Source organism: Ideonella paludis (genome assembly GCF_018069865.1).
In the GTDB taxonomy this organism is placed as follows: Bacteria; Pseudomonadota; Gammaproteobacteria; order Burkholderiales; family Burkholderiaceae_C; genus Ideonella; species Ideonella paludis.
In genome coordinates this window covers 61,254-85,469 of the sequence record NZ_JAGQDG010000009.1, presented here as the reverse complement: position 1 = coordinate 85,469, position 24,216 = coordinate 61,254, and the positions used below count along the sequence as shown (strand labels likewise).

The 24,216-nt window shown below is 63.0% G+C and carries 23 protein-coding genes, 1 tRNA gene and 1 riboswitch; of the genes, 10 read left to right on the top strand and 14 right to left on the bottom strand.

The annotated features are described in order from the left end of the window. The first annotated feature begins 131 nt into the window (after positions 1-131). The 3 genes from KAK11_RS20125 to KAK11_RS20115 all read left to right on the top strand — a co-directional run bounded on the left by KAK11_RS20125 (position 132) and on the right by KAK11_RS20115 (position 2,910). Entirely contained in the window at positions 132-2,066 is a 1,935-nt protein-coding gene (locus KAK11_RS20125) for a SurA N-terminal domain-containing protein (protein ID WP_210811273.1), read from the top strand. Positions 2,067-2,111: 45 nt separating this feature from the next. Next, positions 2,112-2,187, top strand: a tRNA-His gene (locus KAK11_RS20120). Between the two features lie 225 nt (positions 2,188-2,412). Beyond that, on the top strand, positions 2,413-2,910 hold the full coding sequence (locus KAK11_RS20115; protein ID WP_210811272.1) for a hypothetical protein: 498 nt from the start codon (positions 2,413-2,415) through the stop codon (positions 2,908-2,910). Positions 2,911-2,972: 62 nt separating this feature from the next. Here the strand turns inward: KAK11_RS20115 and tolA are convergent, their stop codons facing one another. The 11 genes from tolA to ribD all read right to left on the bottom strand — a co-directional run bounded on the left by tolA (position 2,973) and on the right by ribD (position 12,223). Then, positions 2,973-3,917: a cell envelope integrity protein TolA gene (tolA, locus tag KAK11_RS20110; protein ID WP_210811270.1), complete on the bottom strand. Its 945-nt coding sequence runs from the start codon at positions 3,915-3,917 to the stop codon at positions 2,973-2,975. 5 nt (positions 3,918-3,922) lie between these two features. Beyond that, positions 3,923-4,348 (bottom strand): protein TolR, encoded by a 426-nt coding sequence (tolR, locus tag KAK11_RS20105; protein WP_210811269.1) that lies wholly within the window; start codon positions 4,346-4,348, stop codon positions 3,923-3,925. Between the two features lie 15 nt (positions 4,349-4,363). Next, complete coding sequence (gene tolQ, locus KAK11_RS20100; RefSeq protein ID WP_210811267.1) at positions 4,364-5,056, bottom strand: protein TolQ; 693 nt, start codon at positions 5,054-5,056, stop codon at positions 4,364-4,366. Beyond that, the gene (ybgC, locus tag KAK11_RS20095; protein WP_210811266.1) at positions 5,053-5,562 is read right to left on the bottom strand and encodes a tol-pal system-associated acyl-CoA thioesterase; all 510 of its coding nucleotides are present in this window, start codon (positions 5,560-5,562) and stop codon (positions 5,053-5,055) included. Before ybgC ends, tolQ begins: the two co-directional genes overlap by 4 nt. 42 nt (positions 5,563-5,604) lie before the next feature. After that, positions 5,605-5,985, bottom strand: coding sequence for a TssQ family T6SS-associated lipoprotein (locus tag KAK11_RS20090; RefSeq protein ID WP_246499180.1), 381 nt, complete (start codon positions 5,983-5,985; stop codon positions 5,605-5,607). A 29-nt stretch (positions 5,986-6,014) separates the two neighbouring features. Further along, positions 6,015-7,646 carry a serine/threonine-protein kinase gene (locus KAK11_RS20085; RefSeq protein ID WP_210811263.1) on the bottom strand — a complete coding sequence of 544 codons (1,632 nt, stop codon included), beginning with the start codon at positions 7,644-7,646 and terminating at the stop codon, positions 6,015-6,017. Between the two features lie 94 nt (positions 7,647-7,740). Continuing rightward, a complete protein-coding gene (locus KAK11_RS20080; RefSeq protein WP_210811262.1) occupies positions 7,741-8,925 on the bottom strand; it encodes a pyridoxal phosphate-dependent aminotransferase in 1,185 nt (394 codons plus the stop codon). A 51-nt stretch (positions 8,926-8,976) separates the two neighbouring features. Beyond that, a complete protein-coding gene (nusB, locus tag KAK11_RS20075; RefSeq protein ID WP_310737842.1) occupies positions 8,977-9,480 on the bottom strand; it encodes a transcription antitermination factor NusB in 504 nt (167 codons plus the stop codon). Beyond that, a complete protein-coding gene (gene ribH, locus KAK11_RS20070; protein WP_210811261.1) occupies positions 9,477-9,941 on the bottom strand; it encodes a 6,7-dimethyl-8-ribityllumazine synthase in 465 nt (154 codons plus the stop codon). Before ribH ends, nusB begins: the two co-directional genes overlap by 4 nt. Positions 9,942-9,976: 35 nt before the next feature. Then, positions 9,977-11,074 (bottom strand): bifunctional 3,4-dihydroxy-2-butanone-4-phosphate synthase/GTP cyclohydrolase II, encoded by a 1,098-nt coding sequence (gene ribBA, locus KAK11_RS20065; RefSeq protein WP_210811259.1) that lies wholly within the window; start codon positions 11,072-11,074, stop codon positions 9,977-9,979. 45 nt (positions 11,075-11,119) lie between these two features. Then, complete coding sequence (gene ribD, locus KAK11_RS20060) at positions 11,120-12,223, bottom strand: bifunctional diaminohydroxyphosphoribosylaminopyrimidine deaminase/5-amino-6-(5-phosphoribosylamino)uracil reductase RibD (RefSeq protein ID WP_210811257.1); 1,104 nt, start codon at positions 12,221-12,223, stop codon at positions 11,120-11,122. A gap of 305 nt (positions 12,224-12,528) precedes the next feature. On the opposite strand from ribD, the gene KAK11_RS20055 reads away from it, so the two are divergent. The 6 genes from KAK11_RS20055 to KAK11_RS21960 all read left to right on the top strand — a co-directional run bounded on the left by KAK11_RS20055 (position 12,529) and on the right by KAK11_RS21960 (position 19,215). Beyond that, positions 12,529-12,957 (top strand): GspH/FimT family protein, encoded by a 429-nt coding sequence (locus tag KAK11_RS20055; RefSeq protein WP_210811256.1) that lies wholly within the window; start codon positions 12,529-12,531, stop codon positions 12,955-12,957. 115 nt (positions 12,958-13,072) lie between these two features. Then, complete coding sequence (gene pilV, locus KAK11_RS20050; protein ID WP_210811255.1) at positions 13,073-13,588, top strand: type IV pilus modification protein PilV; 516 nt, start codon at positions 13,073-13,075, stop codon at positions 13,586-13,588. Beyond that, positions 13,585-14,466: a PilW family protein gene (locus KAK11_RS20045; protein ID WP_210811467.1), complete on the top strand. Its 882-nt coding sequence runs from the start codon at positions 13,585-13,587 to the stop codon at positions 14,464-14,466. Before pilV ends, KAK11_RS20045 begins: the two co-directional genes overlap by 4 nt. A gap of 13 nt (positions 14,467-14,479) precedes the next feature. Next, positions 14,480-15,013: a pilus assembly PilX family protein gene (locus tag KAK11_RS20040; protein ID WP_210811254.1), complete on the top strand. Its 534-nt coding sequence runs from the start codon at positions 14,480-14,482 to the stop codon at positions 15,011-15,013. 162 nt (positions 15,014-15,175) lie between these two features. Further along, positions 15,176-18,784 (top strand): pilus assembly protein, encoded by a 3,609-nt coding sequence (locus KAK11_RS20035; RefSeq protein WP_210811252.1) that lies wholly within the window; start codon positions 15,176-15,178, stop codon positions 18,782-18,784. Beyond that, positions 18,748-19,215 carry a type IV pilin protein gene (locus KAK11_RS21960; RefSeq protein ID WP_210811251.1) on the top strand — a complete coding sequence of 156 codons (468 nt, stop codon included), beginning with the start codon at positions 18,748-18,750 and terminating at the stop codon, positions 19,213-19,215. Before KAK11_RS20035 ends, KAK11_RS21960 begins: the two co-directional genes overlap by 37 nt. A gap of 25 nt (positions 19,216-19,240) precedes the next feature. Here the strand turns inward: KAK11_RS21960 and nrdR are convergent, their stop codons facing one another. The 3 genes from nrdR to KAK11_RS20015 all read right to left on the bottom strand — a co-directional run bounded on the left by nrdR (position 19,241) and on the right by KAK11_RS20015 (position 22,224). Continuing rightward, entirely contained in the window at positions 19,241-19,684 is a 444-nt protein-coding gene (nrdR, locus tag KAK11_RS20025; RefSeq protein ID WP_210811250.1) for a transcriptional regulator NrdR, read from the bottom strand. Positions 19,685-19,710: 26 nt separating this feature from the next. Further along, positions 19,711-20,961 (bottom strand): serine hydroxymethyltransferase, encoded by a 1,251-nt coding sequence (gene glyA, locus KAK11_RS20020; RefSeq protein WP_210811248.1) that lies wholly within the window; start codon positions 20,959-20,961, stop codon positions 19,711-19,713. A gap of 65 nt (positions 20,962-21,026) precedes the next feature. Further along, a riboswitch (ZMP/ZTP riboswitch) is annotated at positions 21,027-21,168 on the bottom strand. Positions 21,169-21,246: 78 nt separating this feature from the next. After that, positions 21,247-22,224: a lytic transglycosylase domain-containing protein gene (locus KAK11_RS20015; protein WP_246499179.1), complete on the bottom strand. Its 978-nt coding sequence runs from the start codon at positions 22,222-22,224 to the stop codon at positions 21,247-21,249. 273 nt (positions 22,225-22,497) lie between these two features. On the opposite strand from KAK11_RS20015, the gene KAK11_RS20010 reads away from it, so the two are divergent. After that, positions 22,498-24,072, top strand: coding sequence for a UbiD family decarboxylase (locus KAK11_RS20010; protein ID WP_210811247.1), 1,575 nt, complete (start codon positions 22,498-22,500; stop codon positions 24,070-24,072). The last annotated feature ends 144 nt before the right edge of the window (positions 24,073-24,216 follow it).

Sequence of the window (24,216 nt, the reverse complement as noted above, 5' to 3'; positions counted from 1 at the left end):
CTCCTGAGGTCAGTGATCAAAGCTTTGATTAGAATCCGAAACCTCGCATACTGACCCTCCTCAAGGCGAACCCCGGTTCGCCTTTGTTGCATCTGGCGCTTGCGCGACTGCCCTCCCTACAAGGCTGACACATGTTCGATTTTGTTCGCGATCACAAACGTTGGTTGCAGTTCCTTCTGGTGCTGCTGATCTTCCCTTCCTTCGTCTTTTTCGGTGTGCAGGGCTATTCCTCCTTCATGGATGCTTCCAATCAGACAGTGGCGGAGATTGCGGGTGGCGAGATCAAGCAATCCGAGTTGGAAGCAGCGCATCGCCAGCAGATTGAGCGCATCCGTCAACAGATGCCCAATGTTGACGTGAAGATGTTCGACACGCCGGAGATGAAGCGCAGCACTTTGGATGGTTTGGTGCGTGAGCGCGTGTTGGCCACGGCGGCTGCCAAGTCTCATTTGTTGGTGAGTGACGAGCGCCTGGCTGCGGAACTGCAGCGCATGCCTGAGCTCGCCAAGCTGCGCGGAGCAGATGGCAAGTTCGATACCAAGGCCTACGGCGACATGTTGGCTCAACAAGGCTATACGCCGGCCAGCTTTGAAGCCGCAGTGCGGCGTGACATGACCTTGCGTCAGGTGACGCAAGGTGTGACAGGCTCGCAGATCGTTGGTGCGGTGGTCACCGGCACGGCGCTGGATGCGATGTTGGAGCGTCGAGAGGTGCAGATTCAGCGCTTCAATATGCAGGACTACATGGCCAAGGTGCAGCCCACCGACGCCGACATTGAGGCCTTCTACAAGGCTCACAGTGCGGAGTTCCGTTCGGCCGAGGAAGCCAGCATTGAGTACACGGTGCTGGATTTGGAGGTGCTGAAGAAGCAGGTCACCTTGAACGATGCGGATCTGCTGGACTATTACGAAAACAACAAGAAGGCGGGGCGCTACACCACCCCTGAAGAGCGTCGTGCCAGCCACATCTTGATTGCCGCGGACAAGGACGCCAAGCCCGAAGAGAAGGCGGCTGCGAAGGCCAAGGCTGAGTCACTGCTGGCGGAAGTGCGCAAGGCGCCGGGCAGCTTCGCTGAGGTGGCCAAGAAGAACTCGCAAGACCCAGGCTCTGCCCCCAATGGCGGTGACCTGGATTACTTCGGCCGCAATGCAATGACCAAGCCTTTCGAGGATGCCGCGTTCGCCTTGAAGGTCGATGAGATCAGCAATGTGGTCGAGTCTGAGTTCGGCTATCACATCATCCGCCTGACCGGTCGTCGCGGCGGCGATGTGAAGCCCTTTGAGGCCGTGAAGGCGGAGATCGTGGCTGAAGTGACCACACAGAAGGCGAAGGAAGCCTATCTGAAGGAAGCCGAAGCCTTTACCAACACGGTATATGAGCAGTCGGACAGCCTGCAGCCGGTGATCGACAAGTACAAGCTGGTGAAGTCGCAGGCCGTGGTGCGTAAGTCGCCCACGCCGGGCGCTGCAGGCCCCCTGGCCTCGCAAAAGCTGCTGGATGCGATCTTCTCGGCGGAGTCCATCAAGAACAAGCGCAATACCGAGGCGGTTGAGACTGCGCCTAACCAGTTGGTGTCGGCCCGCATCGTGGAGCACAAGCCCGAGCGTGTGTTGCCCCTGGCGGAAGTGAAGGCGCAAGTTCAAGAGCGGGTCCGGGTCGAGCAGGCCACCAAGGCTGCCGCCAAGGATGGCGAAGCTCGCTTGGCAGCGGTCAAGGCCAATGCCAATGAGGTCTTGTCTGCGCCGCAGACGGTCTCGCGCACCCAGGCTCAGAACCAGCCGCGCCAGGTGATTGAGGCCGTTTTGAAGGCCGACATCAGCAAGGGCCCGGCCGTGGTGGGCGTGGATTTGGGCAACCAAGGCTATGCGGTCGTTAAGGTGACCAAGCTGGTGCCGCGTGAAGCCGCCGATCCGGACAACGAGCGCGCCAAGCCCTATGTCGCGCAGGCTTTGGCCAAGGCGGAAGAGGCGGCTTACTATGAGGCGCTCAAGCGCCGCATGAAGGTCAAGATCACAGCGGCCGGCAGCACCGCAGCCGCTGCATCAGCACCTTCTGCAGGGGGCTGATCAAAATCGTCTAAAAGACAGGCTATAATGCCTGCTTCTCCAGTGGTGGCTATAGCTCAGTTGGTAGAGTCCCAGATTGTGATTCTGGTTGTCGTGGGTTCGAGTCCCATTAGCCACCCCACCCAATTCGCGTTAGCGTCAAAAGCCTGATTTCTCCAGAAATCAGGCTTTTTTGCTTTCAGGGTGTGGGTTTGTCCTTGGCGTCAAACTGTGCTTGTCAGCAACACGTTAGGATGATTGAGCGACTCATTTGGGGGGTATTTCTAAGCTTCATGTAACCTTACGTCCATGATGTCGCGCTGTAGATTCTCCGAATCGCTGTCGAACACCGTAAAGGAAGGTTCTCATGAGCCAGAGCACGAGTCAAAAGACCCCTGGGCGCGCCCATGTGGTGGCGCTTCGCTACTCGGGGGAGGTGGTGTCCTACCAACTTCGCCGCGGCCGCGGAGGGCCTGGGGAAACCAAGTCTTTCTCCGTCAATAAGTATGGTGGCCCGCGCAAAGCCTTGCGCGCCGCCATGGAAGAAGCCAAAGCCCAAGGCTTGATTGTGGGCCAGGGCCGCGGCGGGGCGCCCAAAGGGCAGCCGAATGTCCGCAGCTCCACACCCGCCGCGGGTATCCGTTTCGTGTGGGAAGAGTTTTCGGAATCCGCCGTGCTGTATGTGGTGGCGTCCTGGACCTCACCGGAAGGCAAGCCTGCGCAATCGAGTTGGTCTACGGCACGCCACGGCCTAGAAGGCGCGTTGGATAAAGCCATTGAGAAGCGCGTGGCCAGCGGCGCACCAGACCCGGACAAAAAGGCACTGATGCGCGTGCTGCGCGCCACCTACAAGAGCCGTACCTGAGCCGCCACGCCCCCAGTGCGTGAGCACTGGGGTGGCGCCTAGGATTTGTATGTCAACAGATCCTAGTCTTGTGGGGTGAATTTGATTTCGAACACCGGAGGGATACTCCCATCGGTGTCGCGGGGTAGGCGTTCGGTTCTATCAATGGCCCTGAGCACGGCCTCATCCCAGGCCTTGTCACCGCTGGGTTTCATCAGGCGACGTCCGATGATGGTGCCGTCTGGTGTGACCTTGACCTCCACGGTCGCCTCAGGGTTGCCGCTGATCGGGTCCAACAGCCGGATATTGGGTCGAATGCGAGCTTTGATGCGTCCAGCGTAGCCTGCTGACGGGCCCGCACTCTTCGCGGCGGTGCCCGTACTTTGCGGGCCTCCACTCCCCGAGAGTTGCTCCTTCATGCGCTGCAAATGGGCCTGCCGGGCCTTTTCGCGCGCTGCTTCTTCGGCTGCCTCTGCGGCGGCCTCGGCTTTGGCCTTTTCTTTGGCGGCGAGCTTCTCCTTGCGGTCTTGCTCGGCCTTGTCCTTGGCTGCTTGCTCCTTGTCGGCCTTGTCCTTGCGGGCTTTGTCTTCCTTGGCCTTTTCCAGCTTGTCTTGTTCAGCTTGTTTTTTGGCCTCGGCGCGCTTTTCTGCCTCGGCCTGGCGCTGCTTCTCCAGCTTGGCCTTCTTGGCCTGCTCCAGCGCAATGTCAGCGTCGCGCTGCGCGGCCTGTGGGGGGGGTGGCGGTGGGCTGGCCTTGGTGGGCTGCGGTGGTGGCGGAGCAGGGGCCTCAGCAGGCTGCTGGGGTGGCGGCGCTTCAGCCGGCGGTGCTGCCAATTGAGGCACGCTGGCCCACAACTCAGCTTCTACGCCCTCATCCGACTGGCTGCGCCACTGCACACCCAGGGTGAGCGCAGTGACCAAACCGATATGGACCACGATGGACAGCGCGACACCAGCGCCAGTCCCATCCGCTTTCGGTGGGTGCAAAGCGTCTAAGGGAATGGCGGAGTGTCGTAAGGCCGGGTGCATGGCCCTCAGCTTCCTTGGCGCACGGCCAGGCCAACCCGCAACACGCCAGCACGCTGCAAGGTGTCCATGACTTTGACAACGCTCTCATACCGGACTTGTTTGTCGGCTGAAATGATGACGGGCACCTCCGCGTTTCCCGCTTGTGAGTCTTTGACCTTGGCGGCGAGTTGAGCGGCGTTGATGGCGCTGGGCTCGGCCTTGTCAACGCGAATCTTGAGCTTCTCATCGGGGCCGATGATGACCTCGATGACGCTTTGCGGACGCTGCTTGGATTTACCCATGGAGGGCAGGTCTACGACGCCGGTGGTGATCAGCGGTGCGCTGACCATGAAGATGATGAGCAGCACCAGCATCACATCGATGAAGGGGACCATATTGATCTCACTCATCGCGCGCCGGCGGCCTCGACCTCGGGATGCAACTGCGGGCATGTTGGGGGTCTCGCTTTAGCGCATCGGGGCCGTGCCGGCGGCATTGCCCACATTGCGCTGCAAGATGTTGGAGAACTCATCCATGAAGGATTCCAACTGAATCGCGATGCGGTCTATGTCACGCGAGAAACGGTTGTAGGCGACCACGGCGGGAATCGCCGCAAACAGACCAATGGCTGTGGCCACCAAGGCTTCTGCAATGCCGGGGGCCACGGTCGACAAGGTGACCTGCTGCAAGTTGGAGAGGCCCACAAAGGCATGCATGATCCCCCAGACCGTGCCGAACAGGCCCACATAGGGACTGACCGAGCCGACAGAGGCCAAGAAGCCAATATTGCCTTCCATGGTGTCGAGCTCGCGCTGCAGGCTGGCCCGCATGGCACGGCGCGCGCCGTCGAGTTGGGAGCCGGCATCAAGTTGGCGGTCACGCAGCTTTAAGAACTCGCGCATGCCGCTGGCGAACAGCCGTTCCATGGGCGCGGAGTCGACCTTGTTGCTGGCGGTCTTGTAGAGGTCCGATAAATTTTTGCCCGACCAGAACTCCTGCTCAAAGCTCTCGTTTTGGCCCCGAATGCGTGAGATCCCAATCAGCTTGCCGAAGATGACAGCCCAGCTCGCCAAAGACATCAGCAAGAGCCCCGCGATGACCAACTGGACGACCCAGCTGGCATGCATGATGAGGGAAACAATCGACAGATCCTGGTTCATGGGCGAATGGCTTGAAGAATGGGGGCGGGAATACGGCAAGGGCGCATGCGCTCGCGCTGCACGCAGGCAATTCGAATGGTGGCCTCGCACAGCAAGACGCCGCTGCAGCGGGCTTGCTGGAAGATCCGCATGGTGGTGGGGGTCAACTCTTGAACTTGGACACTGATGTCCAGCGCGTCATCCAGGCGGGCTGAGCGCAGATAGCGAATCTGAGCATCCGCCACGACAAAGATGGCGCCCGTGTCGTCCACCAACCTCTGCTGCTCAAAGCCTAGCGCACGCAGCCACTCCGTGCGTGCGCGCTCGAAAAACTTGAGGTAGTTGGCATAGAACACGATCCCGCCGGCGTCGGTGTCCTCCCAGTAGACCCGGACACTGTGGTGGAACACCGCCGCTTCAGGGCCGGCGTCGGGCGGTCGCGTTTGCTCTTGTCCGGGCCTGCGGGCGGCAGGGGTGCTGGGCGGCCCGGGTGGGGTGTTCAAGGCGGGAGGTACAGAGTCAGTCATGCCGCTCGCGATGATACGCGAGTGCCTCTTGCTCACCCGGCTTCAGCGACGTGAGTTTTGGTAAACCGGGCCCCACAAAGGATGGCCCGCTTCTGCCTTGCTCAGTGCGAAACGAGGGTCGGCGGCTCGCGCAGCTCTGAAGGACTGTTCGCAGGCTGAGACCCGATTGCTTGTGCAATAAATAAAGGCCAGCGTTTTGCGTGCCGCGGCTTGGTCTGCCGGGCTGCCCAAGCCTTGACCCAGGCTGTAGTTCAGCAGGCGTTCGGCATCTGCATAGCGGGCTTCGTCATAAGCGCGCAGCCCATCAAGCAGGGCGCGCTCTGCGGGCCGGCTGCTGGCTTCGACCACACTGGTTTGAGGGGTGGTACAGGCGGACAGCGCGGCGGCAAGGCAGATCACCGCCCAAGCGGAAAGCGGCCGCATCGCTGGAGCCCCTGAATAAGACGACGTCATCACTGATTGAAGCGGTGTTGCACTCGGGCGCCGGTCTCTTCATGGACGGTGACCGAGGTGGTGTAGGCGGGCAGATCACCATTTCGAATGGTGACCGTGTGGGTGCCAACGGGCAGTTGAATCTGGGTTAAGGGCGGTGTCGTCCCGACGGCGCGGCCATCGATCTCAACCTGACCCCAGGGGCTGACCGCGAGGCGAAGGGTGCCCATCGCTGCGGGCGCGACGGGCTTTTCCACGACTTTGGTGCTGGGCTCCGTGCTGCGCTTGTTTGCCGCCGGCACCGTGGGCGGTTTGCGTGGCGCTGGCGCTGGCGCAGGGGCAGGGGCAGGGGCAGAAGAAGCCACGACCTGCGCTTTAGGCTCTGCTGTGCTGGCGTCTGCTTGCTCCTGTGTTGCCACAGCGGGGGACGTGATGGACGGACTGCTGGCGCCTGCGGGGGGTGTCAGCGCCGGGGTTTGGGCATCGGGGCCCGAACTCATGGCTGTCGGTGGAGGCTGCAAGCTAGGGCTGTTGGCCGCAGGAGACTCTTCGGCATGCGACCAATGATTCTGCAGCCAGGCCGTGCTCAGCGCCGCGAGCAGCGAGGCGCCGCCCAACATCGCCCACCTCCTGGGGCTGAGCTGCTTGCGGCGGACGGCGTCCGCTTCGGATGACTCGAGCCAGCGGCGCAGGGCTTGTGAAAACTGACGCGCGGATTCGGGCCGGTCCGCTGGATTGCGGGCCATGGCTTTGGCAATCAAGGCCGACAGATTGGGCGGCACTTTGCTGTCAATGCTGCGCGCCTGCGGCGTTGGGGCGTTCAAGACGGCTTGGCTGATGGCCTCCATGCTGTCGCCCACAAAGGGCCGCTGAGCCGTCAGCATTTCAAACAGCACCACCCCTAAGGCGTAGACGTCACAGCGCCGGTCAATGTGCTCGCCGCGCAGTTGCTCAGGCGCCAAATAAAAGGGCGAGCCCGTGACAGGCATGTCCACGGCCATGCGGCTGCCATGGCTCAGACGCGCAATGCCGAAGTCCAAGACTTTGGGGTGTTTGCGGCTGACCAAAAAGATGTTGGCGGGCTTGATGTCGCAATGGATGACACCCTTGTTGTGGGCGTACTCCAAAGCGTCCGCCACTTTGCGGACCAGGCCCGCCGCCTCGGTGGGCGTCGGGCGCCAGCCGTCGCGCAGGGCTTGGCGCAGGTCTTGTCCTTGCAGCGGCTCCATGGCAATGTAGACACCACGCTCTGAGGTGCCTGCATCAAACACCGTCACGATGTGTGGGTGGCTCAAGCGGGCTGCTGCACGTGCCTCATGCAGGATGCGCATGGTGGAGTCTTGCGACAGACTGGCGCCACGATGCAAGGTCTTGACCGCAACGGCCCGCGAGAGCAGCGGGTCCCAGGCGCCATACACGGTGCCCAAACCGCCTTCGCCCAGCACGCTTTGCAGGGTGTAGCGGCCCACGTGGCCGATGGCGGCGGCCGCTTCTTTGGCGTCCGTCGCGGCTTCTGCGGCCGGTGGTGCCTGCTCGCTGTCAGGCGGGCAGGGAGGCTCCACCACCACGGTGGTTTCAAAGGTGGAATCTGAGATTTGGGAGGCTTCAGGCGCAGGGGCAGGAGCCGGGCGCCAGAAGAAGGGCCGTCGCATGGCCTGAAGGATAAGCGCTGGCGGCGAGAAATCTTTCCTCGCCGATGTATCAGAGTGCGCTAAGAGTGACCAAATTCTGCGAATGAGCGGCTGATCAGCGACATTTCAGCGCGACGTCGAGGCGCTCCACGGCCTCCCGCAGATCGGCCATGCTGCTGGCAAATGACAGCCTCAGGTACTGCGCAGCGGCATGGGGGCCGAAGTCTCGCCCCGGTGTCAGGGCGACTTGGGCCGTCCGCATCAACTCAAAGCTGAGGTCCCAGCTGTTGCCAAACGCGCTGCAATCCGCCCAGGCGTAAAACGCGCCATCGGGCATCACCGGCACGGTCAGCCCCAGGGCGTTGAGGGCCGGGACGATGAAGTCCCGCCGCTCCCGGAAGGCACGGCGGCGGCGCTCATACTCGGCCAGGCTCTCCGGCTCAAAACAGGCCAAGGCGGCTTGCTGAGCCACTGTCGAGGCGCAGATGAACAGGTTTTGTTGGAGCTTCTCGATGGGAGCCACCAAGGCGGGCGGCACCACCAACCAGCCCAAGCGCCAGCCGGTCATGCTGAAGTACTTGGAAAAGCTGTTGACCGAGATGACATCGTCGCCCAAGGCCAAGGCGGTGTGGGCGAATTGTTCGTCGTAAGACAGGCCCAGGTAGATCTCGTCCACCAAGGTCACGCCCCCGCGCGCGCGCACCTGGCTGACGATGGCGCTCAGCGTCTCGGGCGCGATGGAGGTGCCTGTCGGGTTCGACGGTGAGGCCAGCACCACGCCCCGCGTTTGCGGCGTCCAGGCCTGCGTGACACTGTGCTCGTCCAATTGAAACCGGGCCCTGGGGCCGGCGGCCAAGCCCACGGCTTTGGCGCCTGCGGCCGCCACAAAGTGACGGTTGCAGGGGTAGGACGGGTCGGGCATCAGCACCTCGTCACCGGGCTCAAACAAGGCCAAGCAGGCCAGTTGCAGCGCGGCGGATGCGCCTGCGGTGATGATGATGCGCTCTGGCGCGACTTCAACCCCAAAGCGGCTGGCATACCAGCCCGAGATTTTGCGCCGCAGAGCGAGCAAACCCACGGCGTCGGTGTATTGCGTGCGGCCAGCGTCAATGGCTGCATGCGCAGCGGCTTGCACAGCGGGCGGGGCGGTGAAATCCGGCTCGCCGATGTTGAGGTAAATCATGCGCCGCCCGCCCTGGGCGGGGTCGCAGACGGGGCTGCGGGCGATGTCGGCCGCCGCTTTGGCGCACTCCATCACATAGAAGGGATCGATGTGATCCAGGCGTGCGGCAATCTTCATGGGGGCACCAGGGCAGTGAAGGGCCTGGCAGCCCGCCAGGCCAGGCAAAACTCAGCGGGCGCGCTTGCGCAGCGCGGCGACCTCAGCGGGGCGCAGGTCGGCGGCAGCCTTGTCCAGCACGCCGTTCACATACTTGTGGCCGTCGGTGCCGCCAAAACTCTTGGCCAACTCCACGGCTTCATTGATGGCGACTTTGTAGGGTACGTCCATGCAATGTTTCAGCTCATAAGCCCCGATCATCAGCACGGCATGCTCAACGGGTGACAACTCTTGGGTCGCACGGTCCACATGGGCGGCCAGCACGCCGTCAAGGTCTGCGGCTTCGTGAATGCAGCCGTGAAGCAGCGCGTCGAAGTGCGCCTTGTCGCAGGCGCCAAACCCTTCTTGGTCCTGCATATGGGCGTCGATGACCCCCGCATCCTCCCCAGAGATCAACCACTGGTACAGGCCTTGGAGCGCAATCTCGCGCGAGCGACGGCGAGCCGACTTGGGGGCAGCGCGCTTGGGGCTTGCGGGGGAGGCGGTCTTGGCGCCGGGGTTCACATCTGAAGTCACAACAAATCGTCCATCAAGTTGGCCATTTCAACGGCCACGCGGGCAGCATCGCGCCCCTTTTCTTCGGTACGGGCCCAGGCCTGGGCTTCGTTTTCAACGGTCAATATCGCGTTGGCAATCGGGATCTGGTGGTCCAGTGAGACGCGGGTCACTCCCGCGCCGCTTTCATTGGCCACCAATTCAAAGTGGTAGGTCTCACCGCGGATGATGCAGCCCAGGGCAATCAGGGCGTCATAGTCTTCCGTGTCGGCCATCGCCTTGAGCGCCACTGGCACTTCCAAGGCGCCGGGGACGGTCACCAGGGTGATGTGCTTCTCGGCCACCCCAAGGGCGGCCAACTCTGCCACGCAGGCTTGCGCCAATTTGCTTGTGATCGCGTCGTTGAAGCGAGCGCGAACAATGCCAATGGCCAGGTCTTCGCCGTCGAGCGATGCGCTTTGGCCTTTGTCTGCACCGAGCATGGAGGGGTCCTTCCTGTGGTTGTGTGCGGGAGAGATCAGTCAGCAGCCACAAAGCCGGTCACTTCCAGCCCGTAGCCCGTCATGCTGGGCATGCGTCTTGGGCTGCCCAGCAGCTTCATCTTGGCCACGCCCAACTCACGCAGGATTTGCGCACCCACGCCGTAAGTGCGCAGGTCCATGCTGCCGCGAGCGGTGGCGGCTTGGCTGCCGGGCAGCAGGCTGCCGACCAAGGCATCGGCCGCTTCTTGGCCGCAGTTGAGCAGCACCGCCACGCTGTGGGGGGCGGCCTGCAGGGCAGCCAATGCCTTGGGCAAGGCCCAAGAGTGGCTGTTAGCGCTGCTGGCATCGAGCAGGTCCATCACCGACAGCGGCTCGTGCACGCGTACCAGCACTTCGTCGGCAGGGCTCCATTGCCCCTTGGTCAGGGCCATGTGAACGCCCCCCGAGCGGTCCTTGAAGACATGGGCTTCAAAGAGGCCCTGCGCGGTCTGCAGCGGGCGCTGACCCAGGCGCGTGACCAGACTTTCATTGCGGCTGCGGTAGGTGATGAGGTCGGCAATCGTGCCGATCTTCAAGCCATGCTCGCGAGCAAAGATTTCCAAGTCGGGCAGACGGGCCATGCTGCCGTCATCGTTCATGATCTCGCAGATCACGGCCGAGGGCGTCAGGCCCGCCATCGCAGACAGGTCGCAGCCGGCTTCTGTGTGCCCGGCGCGCATCAGCACGCCACCATCTTGGGCTTGCAGCGGAAAGATATGGCCAGGCTGAACCAAGTCGTTCGCTGTGGCGTCTTTGGCCACAGCAGCTTGCACGGTGCGAGCACGGTCTGCAGCCGAGATGCCGGTGGTCACGCCTTCACGCGCTTCAATAGAGACCGTGAACGCGGTGCCGTGGACGGTCCCATTGCGGCTGGCCATGGGCGGCAGCCGCAGGCGCTCGCAACGCTCTTTGGTCAGGGTCAGGCAAATCAGCCCACGGCCAAATTTGGCCATGAAGTTGATGGCTTCGGGGGTCACATGCTCGGCGGCCAAAACCAGATCGCCTTCGTTCTCGCGATCTTCTTCGTCCACCAAAATGACCATGCGGCCAGCCGCCAGCTCGGCGACCAGCTCTGGAATGGGTGAAATCGGCATGTGTGCATTGTAGGCGGCGGGCTTGCCGTGGCCGAGGGGCGCCACTCAAAGCCCGCGTAGGCGCAGGCGAAGGTCTGGGCCGACCGGCGTGATCTCATGAAAGCGCCAGCGTTGGGCCTGCCCCAAATCGCCCAGGGCGGGTAGCTCCGCCAGGGCTCGTCCGGGGCCCATCAACATGGCCGCCATGTAGATCAACCACTCGTCGACCAGTTGGGCCTGAGCCAATCCGCCGTTCAGTCCCGCACCCGCTTCCACATGCAGTTCATTGATGCCTCTTTGCGCCAACTCTGCCAACAGGGCCGCGAGATCGACTCGACCTTGGCGGTCGGGTAGGCACAGCACCTCCGCGCCGCACGCCTGAAGCGCGGCCACACGCTCAGGGTGCGGCTGTGCCGCCACCATCAGTGGTGCAGCTCCGCTGCTGAATAAATTCGCGCTGGGCGGGGTGTCCAGCCGGGCATCGACGATCACGCGCTGCGGCTGAAGGTGGGTGGCCACCAAGCGCACATCCAGGCGCGGGTCATCGGCCAGCACGGTGCCGACACCGCTCAGCACTGCGCCAGCCCGCTTGCGCCAGGCGTGCCCATCTGCGCGGGCCTCGGGCCCGGTGATCCACTGGCTCTGGCCCCCTGCCAGGGCAGTGCGGCCATCCAAGGAGCAGGCCACCTTAGCCCGCACCCAAGGGCGGCCGCGTTCCATGCGGCTTATGAAACCGATGTTCAGCTCGCGGGCGGCCTGCGCAATGTCCTCGGACGCCCATTGCACCTGCATGCCGGCGGCTTGCAGGCGAGCCACGCCTTGGCCATTGACCGCGGGATTGGGGTCTCCCAGGGCCACCACCACCCGCGCCAGTCCGGCGGCCACCAGCGCGTCGCAGCAGGGCGGCGTGCGCCCGTGGTGCGCGCAGGGTTCCAGAGTGACATAGGCCGTCGCGCCACGTAAGTCGCTGCCTCGCTGTGCCGCATCGCGCAAAGCCATGACCTCGGCATGCGCTTGCCCTGCGGCTTGGGTATGACCTTGGCCCAGGACCGCTGTGCCAGCGGCATTCGTTAACACACAACCGACACGGGGGTTGGGGTCGCTCAGACCCACGGCCTGCTCAGCCAGCGCGAGAGCTGAGCGCAAGTGCAGGGTATCCAAATCGGTCATGGGGGTGGGGCTTTGATCGAGACAAGACTCAGTGTAGACCCTTGGCTCCTTTGGGGGGAGGCGCAAGCCCCCGCGAGGGGGATGTCCTGAAGCACCGTCTGCCGGACACTGCCCGCGCAGTTCGCAGTACCCACTCATGCACTCCTGACCAGGACTCTGCCATGCGAACGATCTGTCCTCTCCGCCCCTCTCATGGAAGCTGCCACGGGGTCTCCCTCATTGAGTTGCTGATCGGCGTGGCGGTGGCAACCATTTTGATGCTTCAGTCGCTGCCCTTCTTGCGTCAATCGATCGATGAGAGGGCGGTGCTGGTCCAAGCAGAGGCCTTGCGCAGTGATTTACGGCTGGCGCGAGCCCAGGCCATGCGTCGCGATGCAGAGGTGACGGTCTGTCCCTTGTTCGCCGGCGCCTCTGCAGAGCGTCCTGTGTGTGCCGAGGATGCCAAAGATTGGAGCGCTGGTTGGGTGGTCTTTGTGGATCACGCACAGCGCGGGACTCTGGAGGCGGGCGAACCGGTGCTCTTGGTTCGCCAAGGCTCGCCGCAACTGGGGCGTGTGACCTCCACGATTGAGGCCATGACTTACCTCGCCATCGGCGTGTCTTCCAGTGCCTCTGCGCGTTTCACGGTCTTGCCGCCCGGCACGCCTATCGAGGGCGTCAGCCATCCTCTGCAAGTCCTGGTGTGCGTCAACAAGCCCGGTCGGCCGCGCTTGGTGGCAGGCCCCGCCTGTTGAACGCCAAGGATGCTGCTCATGCCATTGATGAGCTTGTGCCGGGCTGGGAGGGCGGTCTGAGATGCGCTTCTTGCGACTGCACGCAGCATGCCCCCAGCCACGTCCGTTGAGGGGAATGTCCCTCATTGAGGTGCTGGTGGCCACTCTGGTGGTCTCAGTGGGCATTTTGGCTTTGGCGAGCCTGATGAGCACGGCCACCCGCCTAGGCAAGACCAGCGAATTTCGCTCAGTGGCGTCATTGCTTGCCGCCGATTTGGCCGAACGCCTGCGCGCCAATGCGTCAGCCGCCGATGCTGGCGCCTACCAGCTCAAGCCGACGGCTTTGGCCAGCAGCCGTCCCGAAGCGCCCGCCAACCTGTGCATCTCTCCCTGTGAAGCGTTGCAGATCGCGGTGCTGGATCTGGCGCATTGGCAGGCCACTTTATTCAACAGCCTGCCCGCGGGGACGGGCTACCTGAGCTACGACCCTGAGTCAGACGGTGCCGACCTGTGGGTCATATGGCGGGATCCCGCAGCCCTGGATGCGGATCAAGCCAGCGTTTTGTCTGAGGCGGAGTTGGCCAAGTCCTGTCCGCCGAAGTTCTCGGCCACGCCCCGTCCCATGTGCCTGTACTTCAGGGTGGCCCGATGAGTGCAACCTGCTCGCGCTCATGGATGGCCCTGGCACCTGCGCGTGGGCTGTCACTCATTGAGCTGATGATCGCCATGGTGATCGGCATGGTCGTGGTGGGCGCGGTGTTGGCGGCCTACCTCGCCTCAGGCACTGCCAACAAACACAGCGCAGCCATGGCGCAGATCAATGAAGATGCGGTGGTCGCCTTGAGCATCTTGCGCTCCCACATTGCACAGGCGGGCTACAGCCGACCGATGGCCTTCAGCGGCGGCAAGATCATCCCTGCCTACTCAGGGCGCAGCTTGTTCGGGTGTAACTCAGGCTTTGCGGATCTCTCCAAAGACATAGGCGCGTTGAGTTGCGGCTCAGGCAGCCAGCACGCCATTGCCGTGGCTTTCGAGGCTGATGAGGGCAATAGCATCATGGGCGGATCGCCCAAAGCGCCGCTGGATTGCATTGGCAACGGCTTGGCAGAGGTGAACGACCCTTCGTCCGGCCGCTACTTCCTCTCCTATAGCCGCTTCTACATTGCCTCCTCCGGCAGCGGTGGCCCGGCCCTGTATTGCCGCGGCTCCTCGGCCGGTGCCACGGGCGGCCAAGCGCTGGTCGAAAACATTCAACGCCTCCAAGTGCTCTACGGCTTGGCGGAGCCCGGTGGCCGGGAGGCGCGCCGCTATCTCAATGCCCAGCAGTTGGTGGCGGCCGGTGCGAGCTATGACGATGTGGTTTCCGTCAGGCTCTGTGTGGTCGTCTCCAGCAGCGGCCCGGTGATGGATGCAGTCACGCCCTACCAGGGCTGTGACCCCTTTGCAAAGCCCACCATCCCTGCGGACGGAGATCGACGCATGTTTCGCACCTTCCACAGCACGGTGGTGTTGCAGAACAGAGTCTTGTGAGGAGGAGCGGGTGATGCGCGTGTGCAGATCGACACAGCGGGGCGTGGCCCTGATCGTCGCTTTGGTGATGCTGGTCGTCATTGGCTTCACCTCTATGGCCATCATGCGTGGGGGCTTGAATGCCGACATGCTGGCTCATAGCGCTCGGGTGCAGAACTTTGCCTTGCAGGCGGCTCACCTCGGACTTCGGTACTGTGAGGCGCAAATCGAGCTTCCAGAGTCGGTGCGCGCCATCGTCCTGCACCCTGCGCCAACGATGGAGCCGCCTCAGTACCTCTGGGCGGACTTTGCAAATTGGGTGGGCGAGGATGCCAAGGCTGTGGTGGTGCCCGATCAGGCCTTTGGCACTCCATCCAGCAGCATCACGCCCAGGGCTCGGCCTCAGTGCTTGGTGGAGGCCACCGGCATCCCAGGTGGGCAAAGCTACTACGTCACCGCGCGAGGCTTCAGCCCGGATTTCAGCGCTGACAGCGCTGGCCGCACCAAAACGGGCTCCGTGGTCTGGTTGCAGTCCACAGTGGCTTTGGGCTCATCGAGCGCCCTCTGACCTCAGGGAGAGAGCATGTGCAGGGTGTCGCTCATGATGTCGCACGCCGTGGTCCTCGCGGTTCTGGGGGCCTTGGCGCTCAGAGAAGCCGCACTGGCAGAAGGGGGCCCCGCGCAAAGTCCTTTGCTCCACCGGGTTGCCCCTGCGCCAGCACCGAACATCATGATCACCGTGGATGACTCGGGCTCCATGCAGGTCAACTACATCCCTGAAGGCGTCACCACAGTGAACGGGTACACCGTGACCTTCCCGTCCCAGTACACCAGCCCTGCTTGGCAGTACTTCATGGACCTTCACCTCTCTGACCCTACACATCAAGCCTATCTGGGCAGCGGCGTTGCGGGCTATGCGGTGGTCCCAGCGCTCAAGGGGGATCCCAATGTTTTTCAGCGCCAGATGCGCGCCGCGGCCGTCAACCGCCTGTACTACGACCCAGCGGTGCGCTATCAGCCCTGGCTGCAGCCCAATGGCACTCGATTTGCCAACGCCTTGCCGACAGCCGCACGCTGGGACCCCGTGCTGACCTTTCCCACCAACACGGTGGATTTAACGTTCAATCTCACTGGCTCATACTGGGGCGGCAACGCCCCGTCACGGCATTGGTGCGTGGCTTTCAACGTCTGTGAGTTTGCTCAGCGAGATTGGTATCCGGGTCTCTATTACGTGCTGAGGCCCGGTGCCAATCCGCATCTCGCCACGAGCTACGAGGAATACGACATCAATGACCTGAACGCCCATTCACCTGCGCTCAAAAATGCTGCGCGCACGGACTGCGCAGCGAGGCAATGCACCCAGGCCGAAGAGCGGCAGAACTTCGCCAATTGGTTCCAGTTCTATCGCTCACGCCTGTTGCTGACCAAGGCGTCCGTCTCGGAGGTGGTCGGCGGCGCCACCCCGGCGACGGCGCCGCGCTTTGGGACCGCCTCCGTCAACTCGGGTCCCCAGCCCGTGGATGGACTTGCCACCACGGTGGTGCGCAAGGGGGTAAGAGAGTTTTCCGACGCCCATCGCGCTGCCGTGCTGACCGATATCCAAAGCCTGCAGGCGGCTTCGGGCTCGCCCCTGAAGCTGGCCATGCTGCGTGTCGGAAGCTACTTCACCTTTGCTGAGGACAACGGCGCAGCCATTGGCGCGCGCAGCACCGGCAGCCCTTGGCGCACCGACCCTTCGGCTGCCCATCCCTCGGCCTACAGTGAGGCCTTGTCGTGCCGGCGCTCCTACAACATCTTGATGACGGATGGCTATGACAACGGTGATGTGGCCATCAACGTGGGAAATGTCGATGGCAACGATGGTCCCGCGCAAGCCTTAGAGCCCGACATGCAAGCGCGCCATCCCAAGCTGGTGGATCGCTATGTGGCGCGGCCACCCTTCAGCGATGGCTTCAGCAACACCTTGGCCGATTACGCCTCTTACTTCTATGTGCGCGACCTGGCCACCACGGTGCCGAACAAGGTCGCACCGCTGACTGGCGACTTGGCCGATCCGCATTCCTGGCAGCACCTGGGTCAGTTCACGGTCGGTTTGGGCGTCTCGGGGCAACTGCCTGCCAACACAGCGGCGGAGCGCCAAGACACTTTGGCGCGACTGCGCAGTGGCAGCCTGTCATGGCCTAATCCTGGGTCGGGTGGTGACACCATCTTGGCCGAAAAGATTGACGATCTTTTTCATGCGGCAGTCAACACGGGCGGCGAGTTCTTCCGAGCCAGTAACTCCCATGAGTTGACCTCGGCCTTGAAGCAGGCCATTGGCCGCGCCAGCGCTTCAGCGCGGGTTGACGCTGGGATCGCGGGGTCTGGCGCAGTGGCCCAGTCTGGCTTGCTGAAGTTTGTGCCGAGCTACCAGAGCAGCGTTTGGAGCGGGGACTTGACCGCCTATGCCATGGCCTCAGATGGCATGGGAGGCTGGGTCTTCAGGTCCGGCGACCAGTACACCTGGAAGGCCTCTGAGGTTCGCCCCGCCTGGGAGGCCCGTACGATGCTGACCTGGGACCCTGGCAGCTCGGCTGCAGTGCGGTTTGACGCCAGCATGCCTACCGCACTGAAGGCGCGCATTGCGGGTTCAGAACGAGCGGAGGCCATCATTGACTACCTGCGCGGTGATACGCGAGAAGAAGGGGTGACGAGCGATAAGCTGCGCCCCCGGGAGGGCGCCCAGTTCCCTGACTTTGTCAATGCGCCGCCCGTTTATGTGAAGAACCTGGTCAACCTGGGCTACACCTGGGAGGGCTACGCCCAGCATCTGGTGCAAAAGTCCGCCCGCGACGGCATGGTGTATCTGGGGGGAGGCGGCGGCTTTCTGCATGGCTTTGACGCCGCGACCGGCGTGGAGCGCCTGGCCTACATGCCCAAAGGCGTGCAGCGCAAAGCAGCGGTGCTGGCGGATCCACACTACGGCACGGCGATTCAACCTCACCAGTACTTTGTAGATGGTGCGATGCTGGAGAGTGATGCCCAATTCGCAGGCCGTTGGCGCAATGTCTTGATCGGCACCTTGGGGTCTGGCGGCAGAGGGGTCTATGCCTTGGATGTCACCCATCCCGCCGAGCTGTCTGTGCCTGCAACGGCCACAAACGCGGTGCTGTGGGATTTCTCTGAGGAGGATGACCCTGATCTGGGATACATCCATACCGCGCCAGAGGTGGGACGCATCCAAGGCAAGTGGTATGCCTTCTTTGGTAACGGCAGCCACAGCCCGGCAGGTCATGCTGTGCTGTTTGCGGTGGACTTAGAGTCGCGGCGCCTGCACAAGCGGGTGTTGGATCCTTCGGGCGGCAACGGCCTCACCGGCGTGCGCGTGCTGCGCAACGCTGGGCGCGAGTTGCTCGCGCTCTATGGTGTTGACCTGACTGGACAGGTCTGGCGTATCGACTTTGACGACAAGGCTGACCCGGCAGCGTGGCGCATTGGCTTCGGCGGTGTGCCGCTCTTTCAGGCCAAGAGCGCTGCGGGCCGCCCCCAACCCATCACGGTCAAGCCCAGTGTGGCGCCTCACTATTTGGGTGGGCAGGTGATTGTGTTTGGAACCGGCAAGCTGCTGGACGACCCGGACCGACACAACACCGATATGCAGTCCTTGTATGGGGTGTGGGACCGCAGTGCAGGTGTCTCCTCGGGCACCCAGGCGCCGTGGGCCAGCTTGAGCAATCAGCGCTCTGACCTCTTGCAGCAGCTCATCACCACCACGCCGGTCCAAGTGACACAGGCCGATGGCAGCCAGCGCCGCTTCTTTCAGACATCGTCTTACAAGGTGAACTGGGACACTCAGCGCGGCTGGTACATGGACTTGACCCTGCCGGGGGGGCGGGCGGGTGAGCCCACAGCGGGTGGGCAGCGAGTGATCCATTCGGCTGACGTGGTAGATGAGTTTGCGTTCTTCCAAACTGTGCTGCCCGGCGCAGACCCTGCACCATGCGAAAGCTCGGCGGGCCAAAGTCATCACTTCGTGTTCCTGGCGATCTCCGGCGAGGTCTACGAGCGACCCGTATTGGATATCAATGGGGACGGCCTGGTCGATCAACGAGACCGTCTCAGTCATGCGCCAGATGGTGCATCTGAAGACAAGAGCCCGTGGGCTGCAGGCTATGAATCCGCCGCGGAGGGGGCGCAGTTCGTGACGCGCATCATTGGCAGGGGCGCGCCGGGCGAGGCAGGTGGCCTTGCGAGTTCATCCACCGGTGCGATGTATTGGCGCACCTATTGCGCAAACCTGAACTGCAAAATCTCAGACCGTGTATGGAAGCAGATCATCTCACCGCCTCAGCCGCAGTGAGGCAGGCCTTGGCGGTGCGCCAACGTGGCTTTACCTTGGTGGAGTTGATGATTGTTCTGGCCATCATCGGCATCTTGGCGACCTTGGCCTACCCGACGTACACCGAGTACGTTCTGCGCAGCCGTCGCAGCGACGCACACACGGTGCTGATGGACGCCGCGCAGTACATGCAGCGCTACTACGCGGCCAAAAACACCTTCAAGCATGCGGAGCTGCCGCCAGACTATCAAGCTGCACCTAAAGGCGCGGCTGCCTCGCACCAGCACTACAGCATCAGCTTGGACAACGAGACTACGACTGCCGACGAGTATGCGTTCAAGTTGATGGCCACACCGCGGCATGTAGATGCCGCTTGCGGAGCGCTCAGCTTGGACCACAAGGGTGTCAAGGGCGCTTCCGGCAGCAAAGCGGCGGCCGATTGCTGGCGCTGACGCAGGCGGGCGCCCCGAGCGCGCGTCAGATTTCTTTGATCAGGCGACTGAACTCGTCGACGTCTTCAAAGCTCCGGTACACCGACGCAAAGCGCACATAAGCCACCTTGTCGAGGCGCTTGAGCTCCCGCATCACCAACTCACCAATGCGGGTGGAGGGCACTTCACGCACACCACTGGCCAGCAGCTTGTCTTGGATGCGCTCGATGGCCGCATCCACCTGCTCGATGCTGACCTGGCGTTTGCGCAGCGCCAAGGTCATCGAGGCTCGCAGTTTGGCTGGGTCAAACTCCACCCGGGCGCCACTGCGTTTAACGATGGCGGGCAGGGCGATCTCCGCCCGCTCATAGGTGGTGAAGCGCTTATCGCACTTGGTGCAGCGCCGCCGCCGCCGGATCACATCGCCTTCGTCCGACTCACGGGTCTCCACCACTTGGGTTTCATCGTGGGCACAGAAAGGGCAACGCATGATGCGACGGGGCGGCTAGGGCGGGCTTAGCGGTAGACCGGGAACTGACGGGTCAGGGCAGAGACCTTCTCACGCACGGCCGCGATATTGGCCGCGTCATGCGGGTTGTCCAACACGTCGGCGATCAGGTGAGCCGTGGCACGGACCTGCTCTTCCTTAAAGCCACGGGTGGTCAGGGCCGGCGTGCCCAAACGGATGCCGCTGGTGACCATCGGCTTTTGCGGGTCGTTGGGGATGCCGTTCTTGTTGCAGGTCATGTGGGCTGCGCCCAAGATGGCCTCAGCTTCCTTGCCAGTCAAGTTCTTGGGGCGCAGGTCGACCAGCATCACATGGCTCTCGGTGCGGCCCGAGACAATGCGCAGGCCGCGCTCGATCAAGGTTTCCGCCAAGACCTTAGCGTTCTTCACGACCTGCTCTTGGTAGGCCTTGAACTCCGGCGTCAGCGCTTCTTTGAAGGCCACCGCCTTGCCACCGATCACGTGCATAAGGGGGCCGCCTTGGATGCCCGGGAAGATGGCGCTGTTGATCTTCTTGGCGATGTCCTCGTTATTCATGAGGATGATGCCGCCGCGCGGGCCGCGCAGGCTCTTGTGCGTGGTGGAGGTCACCACATCCGCGTGAGGCACCGGGTTGGGGTAGACACCGGCAGCAATCAAGCCCGCATAGTGGGCCATGTCCACCATGAAATAGGCGCCGATTTCCTTGGCGATCTTGGCGAAGCGCTCGAAATCAATGCGCAAGGCGTAGGCCGATGCGCCCGCGATGATCAGCTTGGGCTTGTGCTCACGGGCCTTGGCTTCCATGGCCTCGTAGTCGATGGCTTCATTGGCATCCAAGCCATAGCTCACCACCTTGAACCACTTGCCCGACATGTTCAGCGGCATGCCGTGGGTCAAGTGGCCGCCTTCAGCCAGGCTCATGCCCAGAACCGTGTCACCCGGCTGCAGCAGGCCGAAGAACACGGCCTGGTTAGCTTGAGAGCCTGAGTTGGGTTGCACATTGGCGAAGTTGGCGCCAAACAACTGCTTGACGCGGTCGATGGCCAGTTGCTCCACGACGTCGACGTTTTCGCAGCCGCCGTAGTAGCGCTTGCCGGGGTAGCCTTCGGCGTACTTGTTGGTCAGCTGCGAGCCCTGCGCGGCCATCACGGCCGGCGAGGTGTAGTTCTCGGAGGCGATCAGCTCAATGTGCTCTTCCTGGCGCTGGTTTTCAGCTTGGATGGCAGCGAACAGTTCGGGATCGACGTTGGACAGGGTCGATTGGGTGCGGTCGAACATGGAGGTTTCCTTCAAGTCAGGGCGAATGAACCCAGCCGCAGCGGCCTCACAAGGAAGCACAAAGGGTGGGGTGCCCAGGCGAACGGCTGTCTGAAGCCAGGCTTTACAGCACTGGCCCTGCGCTTCCCAGTGGTGATCCACCTCGGCAGGCCGCGGCGGGCCAAAGCCGCCAACGGCACTGACTTATCGCCAGTCGCGCAGTGGGTGAAGTGTAACGCCCCTCAGCAGGGCAGCCCAGCCCAGAACGCCGTAAAGGGCTGCGACGTGGCGGCGATGCCGCAGGGTTCAGCGAGCGACGTCGGCCAGAGCGATTTGCTCGCGCGTGGGCGTCTCGGAGGCCTCATTGGCTTTCGGTGCGCTGTGGCTGGAACCCGGCGTCTCCTGGGACGAGGAGGCAGATGGTGCGGCTGTGGGCAGAGACACCGGCACAGCCGCAGGGGCCGACGCCGCTGCGGCGCCAGAGGCGACGATGATCATGGGTGCGGTGACAGGCACACTTTGGCCGGCCGCGACGCGCTCCAGATACTGCTGCTCGCCCAGAACCTTGGCGGCATAGCCGCCGTCATCGTCCAAATTGGCTGCGCCAACGTAATAGCGCAGACCGGCTTCGAGGCCACCCGCACGCGCAATGCACTCCCGCAACACCTGCACACCCACGCGCAGGTTGGTCACGGGGTCGAAAGCTGCCAATCTGCCCCCAAAGGCTTGGTACTTGTCGTTGTGCACGCGGGTCATCACCTGCATCAGACCTTGCGCGCCCACGGGGCTTTGGGCAAAGGGGTTGAAGCTCGATTCAATGGCAGTGATGGCCAAGATCAGAGTCGGCTCGACGCCAGCTTTTTGGCCCACATGCCAGGCTTCTTGCACGATGCGGGCCACAGGCTCGGGGGCCACGCGGTAGCGGCGAGACAGCCATGTCGTCACGGCGGCTTGCTGACGGGTCAGTTGGGCGGGGTCAACCGCCAGCGCGCGGGCCAAGGAGAGGTGCTCGGGGTCATCGGGCATTGCCACGTAGTCGGCAACCGCCACGCCGGCACGCCGGCCGTGGCGCTCCTGCAGCCAGCCCAGGACTTCACGCTCCATGCTCAGGCGCAGGTCGGCGCGCCCGGCGGCAAACATGGCGATGGCAATCACCAAAAGGCCGACCAAGGCCAACATGTTGTGGCTGACTTCGAGCAGGCCGTGGCCGACGTCTTTTGCAAATACTGTGACGGCGTTCTGGCTGCTCGTCACCATGCGCTTGATCCATTGAACCTGGGGCATCAGCTTCCTTTGTGTCGCACTGCAAGTGCCCTGGGCACCTCGGGGCCATCGGGGCATGGCTGCCCAGCGGTGTGGCCTGCAGTGGCGATAATCGTCTGCCTGTGGGTCTCTGACCACTTTGTGGACAGGGCCCCGGCGGCGGGAGGGGCTATCCCCAAAGGGCTCAAAACGAAGGAGCCAGGGTTAACCCGTAATGGTTTGCGTTGGCGCATTGTAGAGAGTGCCCAAATAACCAGTCAAGCATAACGAATCGTTCTCTTATTACCCAATTCAATGAAATACCGTGATTTAAGAGACTTCATCAGCGGATTGGAACGTGGCAATGAGTTGCAGCGCGTCAGCGTGCCGGTGTCTCCGCACCTGGAGATGACGGCGCTGTGCGACAAGGTCTTGCGTGCCGAAGGCCCCGCCTTGCTGTTTGAGCGTCCGACCGGCTTTAGCAGCCCGGTGCTGGGCAACCTCTTTGGCACGCCCCGCCGCGTGGCGCTGGGCATGGGGGCAGAGTCGGTGTCCGACCTGCGCGATGTGGGCCGCTTGCTGGCGGCCCTCAAGGAGCCTGAGCCACCGCAGTCGCTCAAGGAAGCCGGCAAGCTCTGGGACATGGCCAAAGCGGTGTGGGACATGAAGCCGGCCAAAGTCAGCCATGCGCCTTGTCAGGAGGTGGTGTTGGAAGGCTCGGCGGTGGACCTCAGCCGGTGGCCGATTCAGTATTGCTGGCCGGGCGACGCCGCACCGCTGATCACCTGGGGCTTGGTGGTGACGCGCGGCCCGCAGTCGGTGGCGCGTCCGCGTCGGCGCCAAAACTTGGGCATCTATCGGCAACAAGTGATCGGCTCGCGCGAGGTCATCATGCGCTGGCTGGCGCACCGCGGCGGCGCCTTGGACTTCCGCGAGTTTGCCCGTGCCAACCCGGGTCAGCCCTTTCCCATGGCGGTCGCGCTGGGCGCAGACCCTGCCACCACCTTGGGGGCTGTCACGCCGGTGCCGGACAGCCTCAGCGAGTACCAATTTGCCGGGCTCTTGCGTGGGGGCCGCACCGAGCTGGCCGACACCCAAGTGGGCGAGGGGGAGCTGAAGCTGCAGGTGCCGGCCCGCGCCGAGATGGTGTTAGAAGGTCATATCCCACCGGCGCCCGAGGGCTGGGAAGGGGTGAGCGAGCATGGCGTGCCGCTGAAGTCTGTGAATGGCTACCTCCATGCCTTAGAAGGCCCCTACGGTGACCACACCGGCTATTACAACGAGCAAGACTGGTTCCCCGTCTTCCGCATCGACCGCTTGACCCATCGGCGCGACCCGATCTATCACTCCACCTACACCGGCAAGCCGCCCGATGAGCCCGCTGTGCTGGGCGTGGCCTTGAATGAAGTGTTTGTGCCGATTCTGCAAAAGCAGTTTCCGGAGATCGTGGACTTCTACCTGCCGCCCGAAGGCTGCAGCTACCGCATGGCGGTGATCTCCATCCGCAAAGCCTACCCAGGACACGCCAAGCGCGTGATGTTTGGCCTGTGGAGCTTCCTGCGCCAGTTCATGTACACCAAGTTCATCGTGGTGACGGACGAGGATGTCAACATCCGCGACTGGAAAGACGTGATTTGGGCCATCACCACCCGCATGGACCCGGTGCGCGACACCACCTTGGTGGAACATACGCCGATTGACTACCTCGATTTCGCATCGCCGGTCAGTGGCCTGGGCGGCAAGATGGGTCTCGACGCTACAAACAAGTGGCCGGGTGAAACCTCCAGAGAGTGGGGGCGGGTGATCGAGATGGATGCCGATGTCTCGGCGCGGGTCGACGGCGTGCTGGCGCAAATGGGCGACTGGGCCACAGCCGCCAGAAAGTTGTAAAGCACAGGCGACGGGGCCTTGTGGTGGGCTCGAACTTGGACTACGCTTGAGCCACCTCTTGATGAGGTTTTGACCACGGCGCATTTCCCGCGCTGTCGAGGCCCCGGCCCGATACTCGCCGGATCCTCTCAGGAAGGGTGAGCC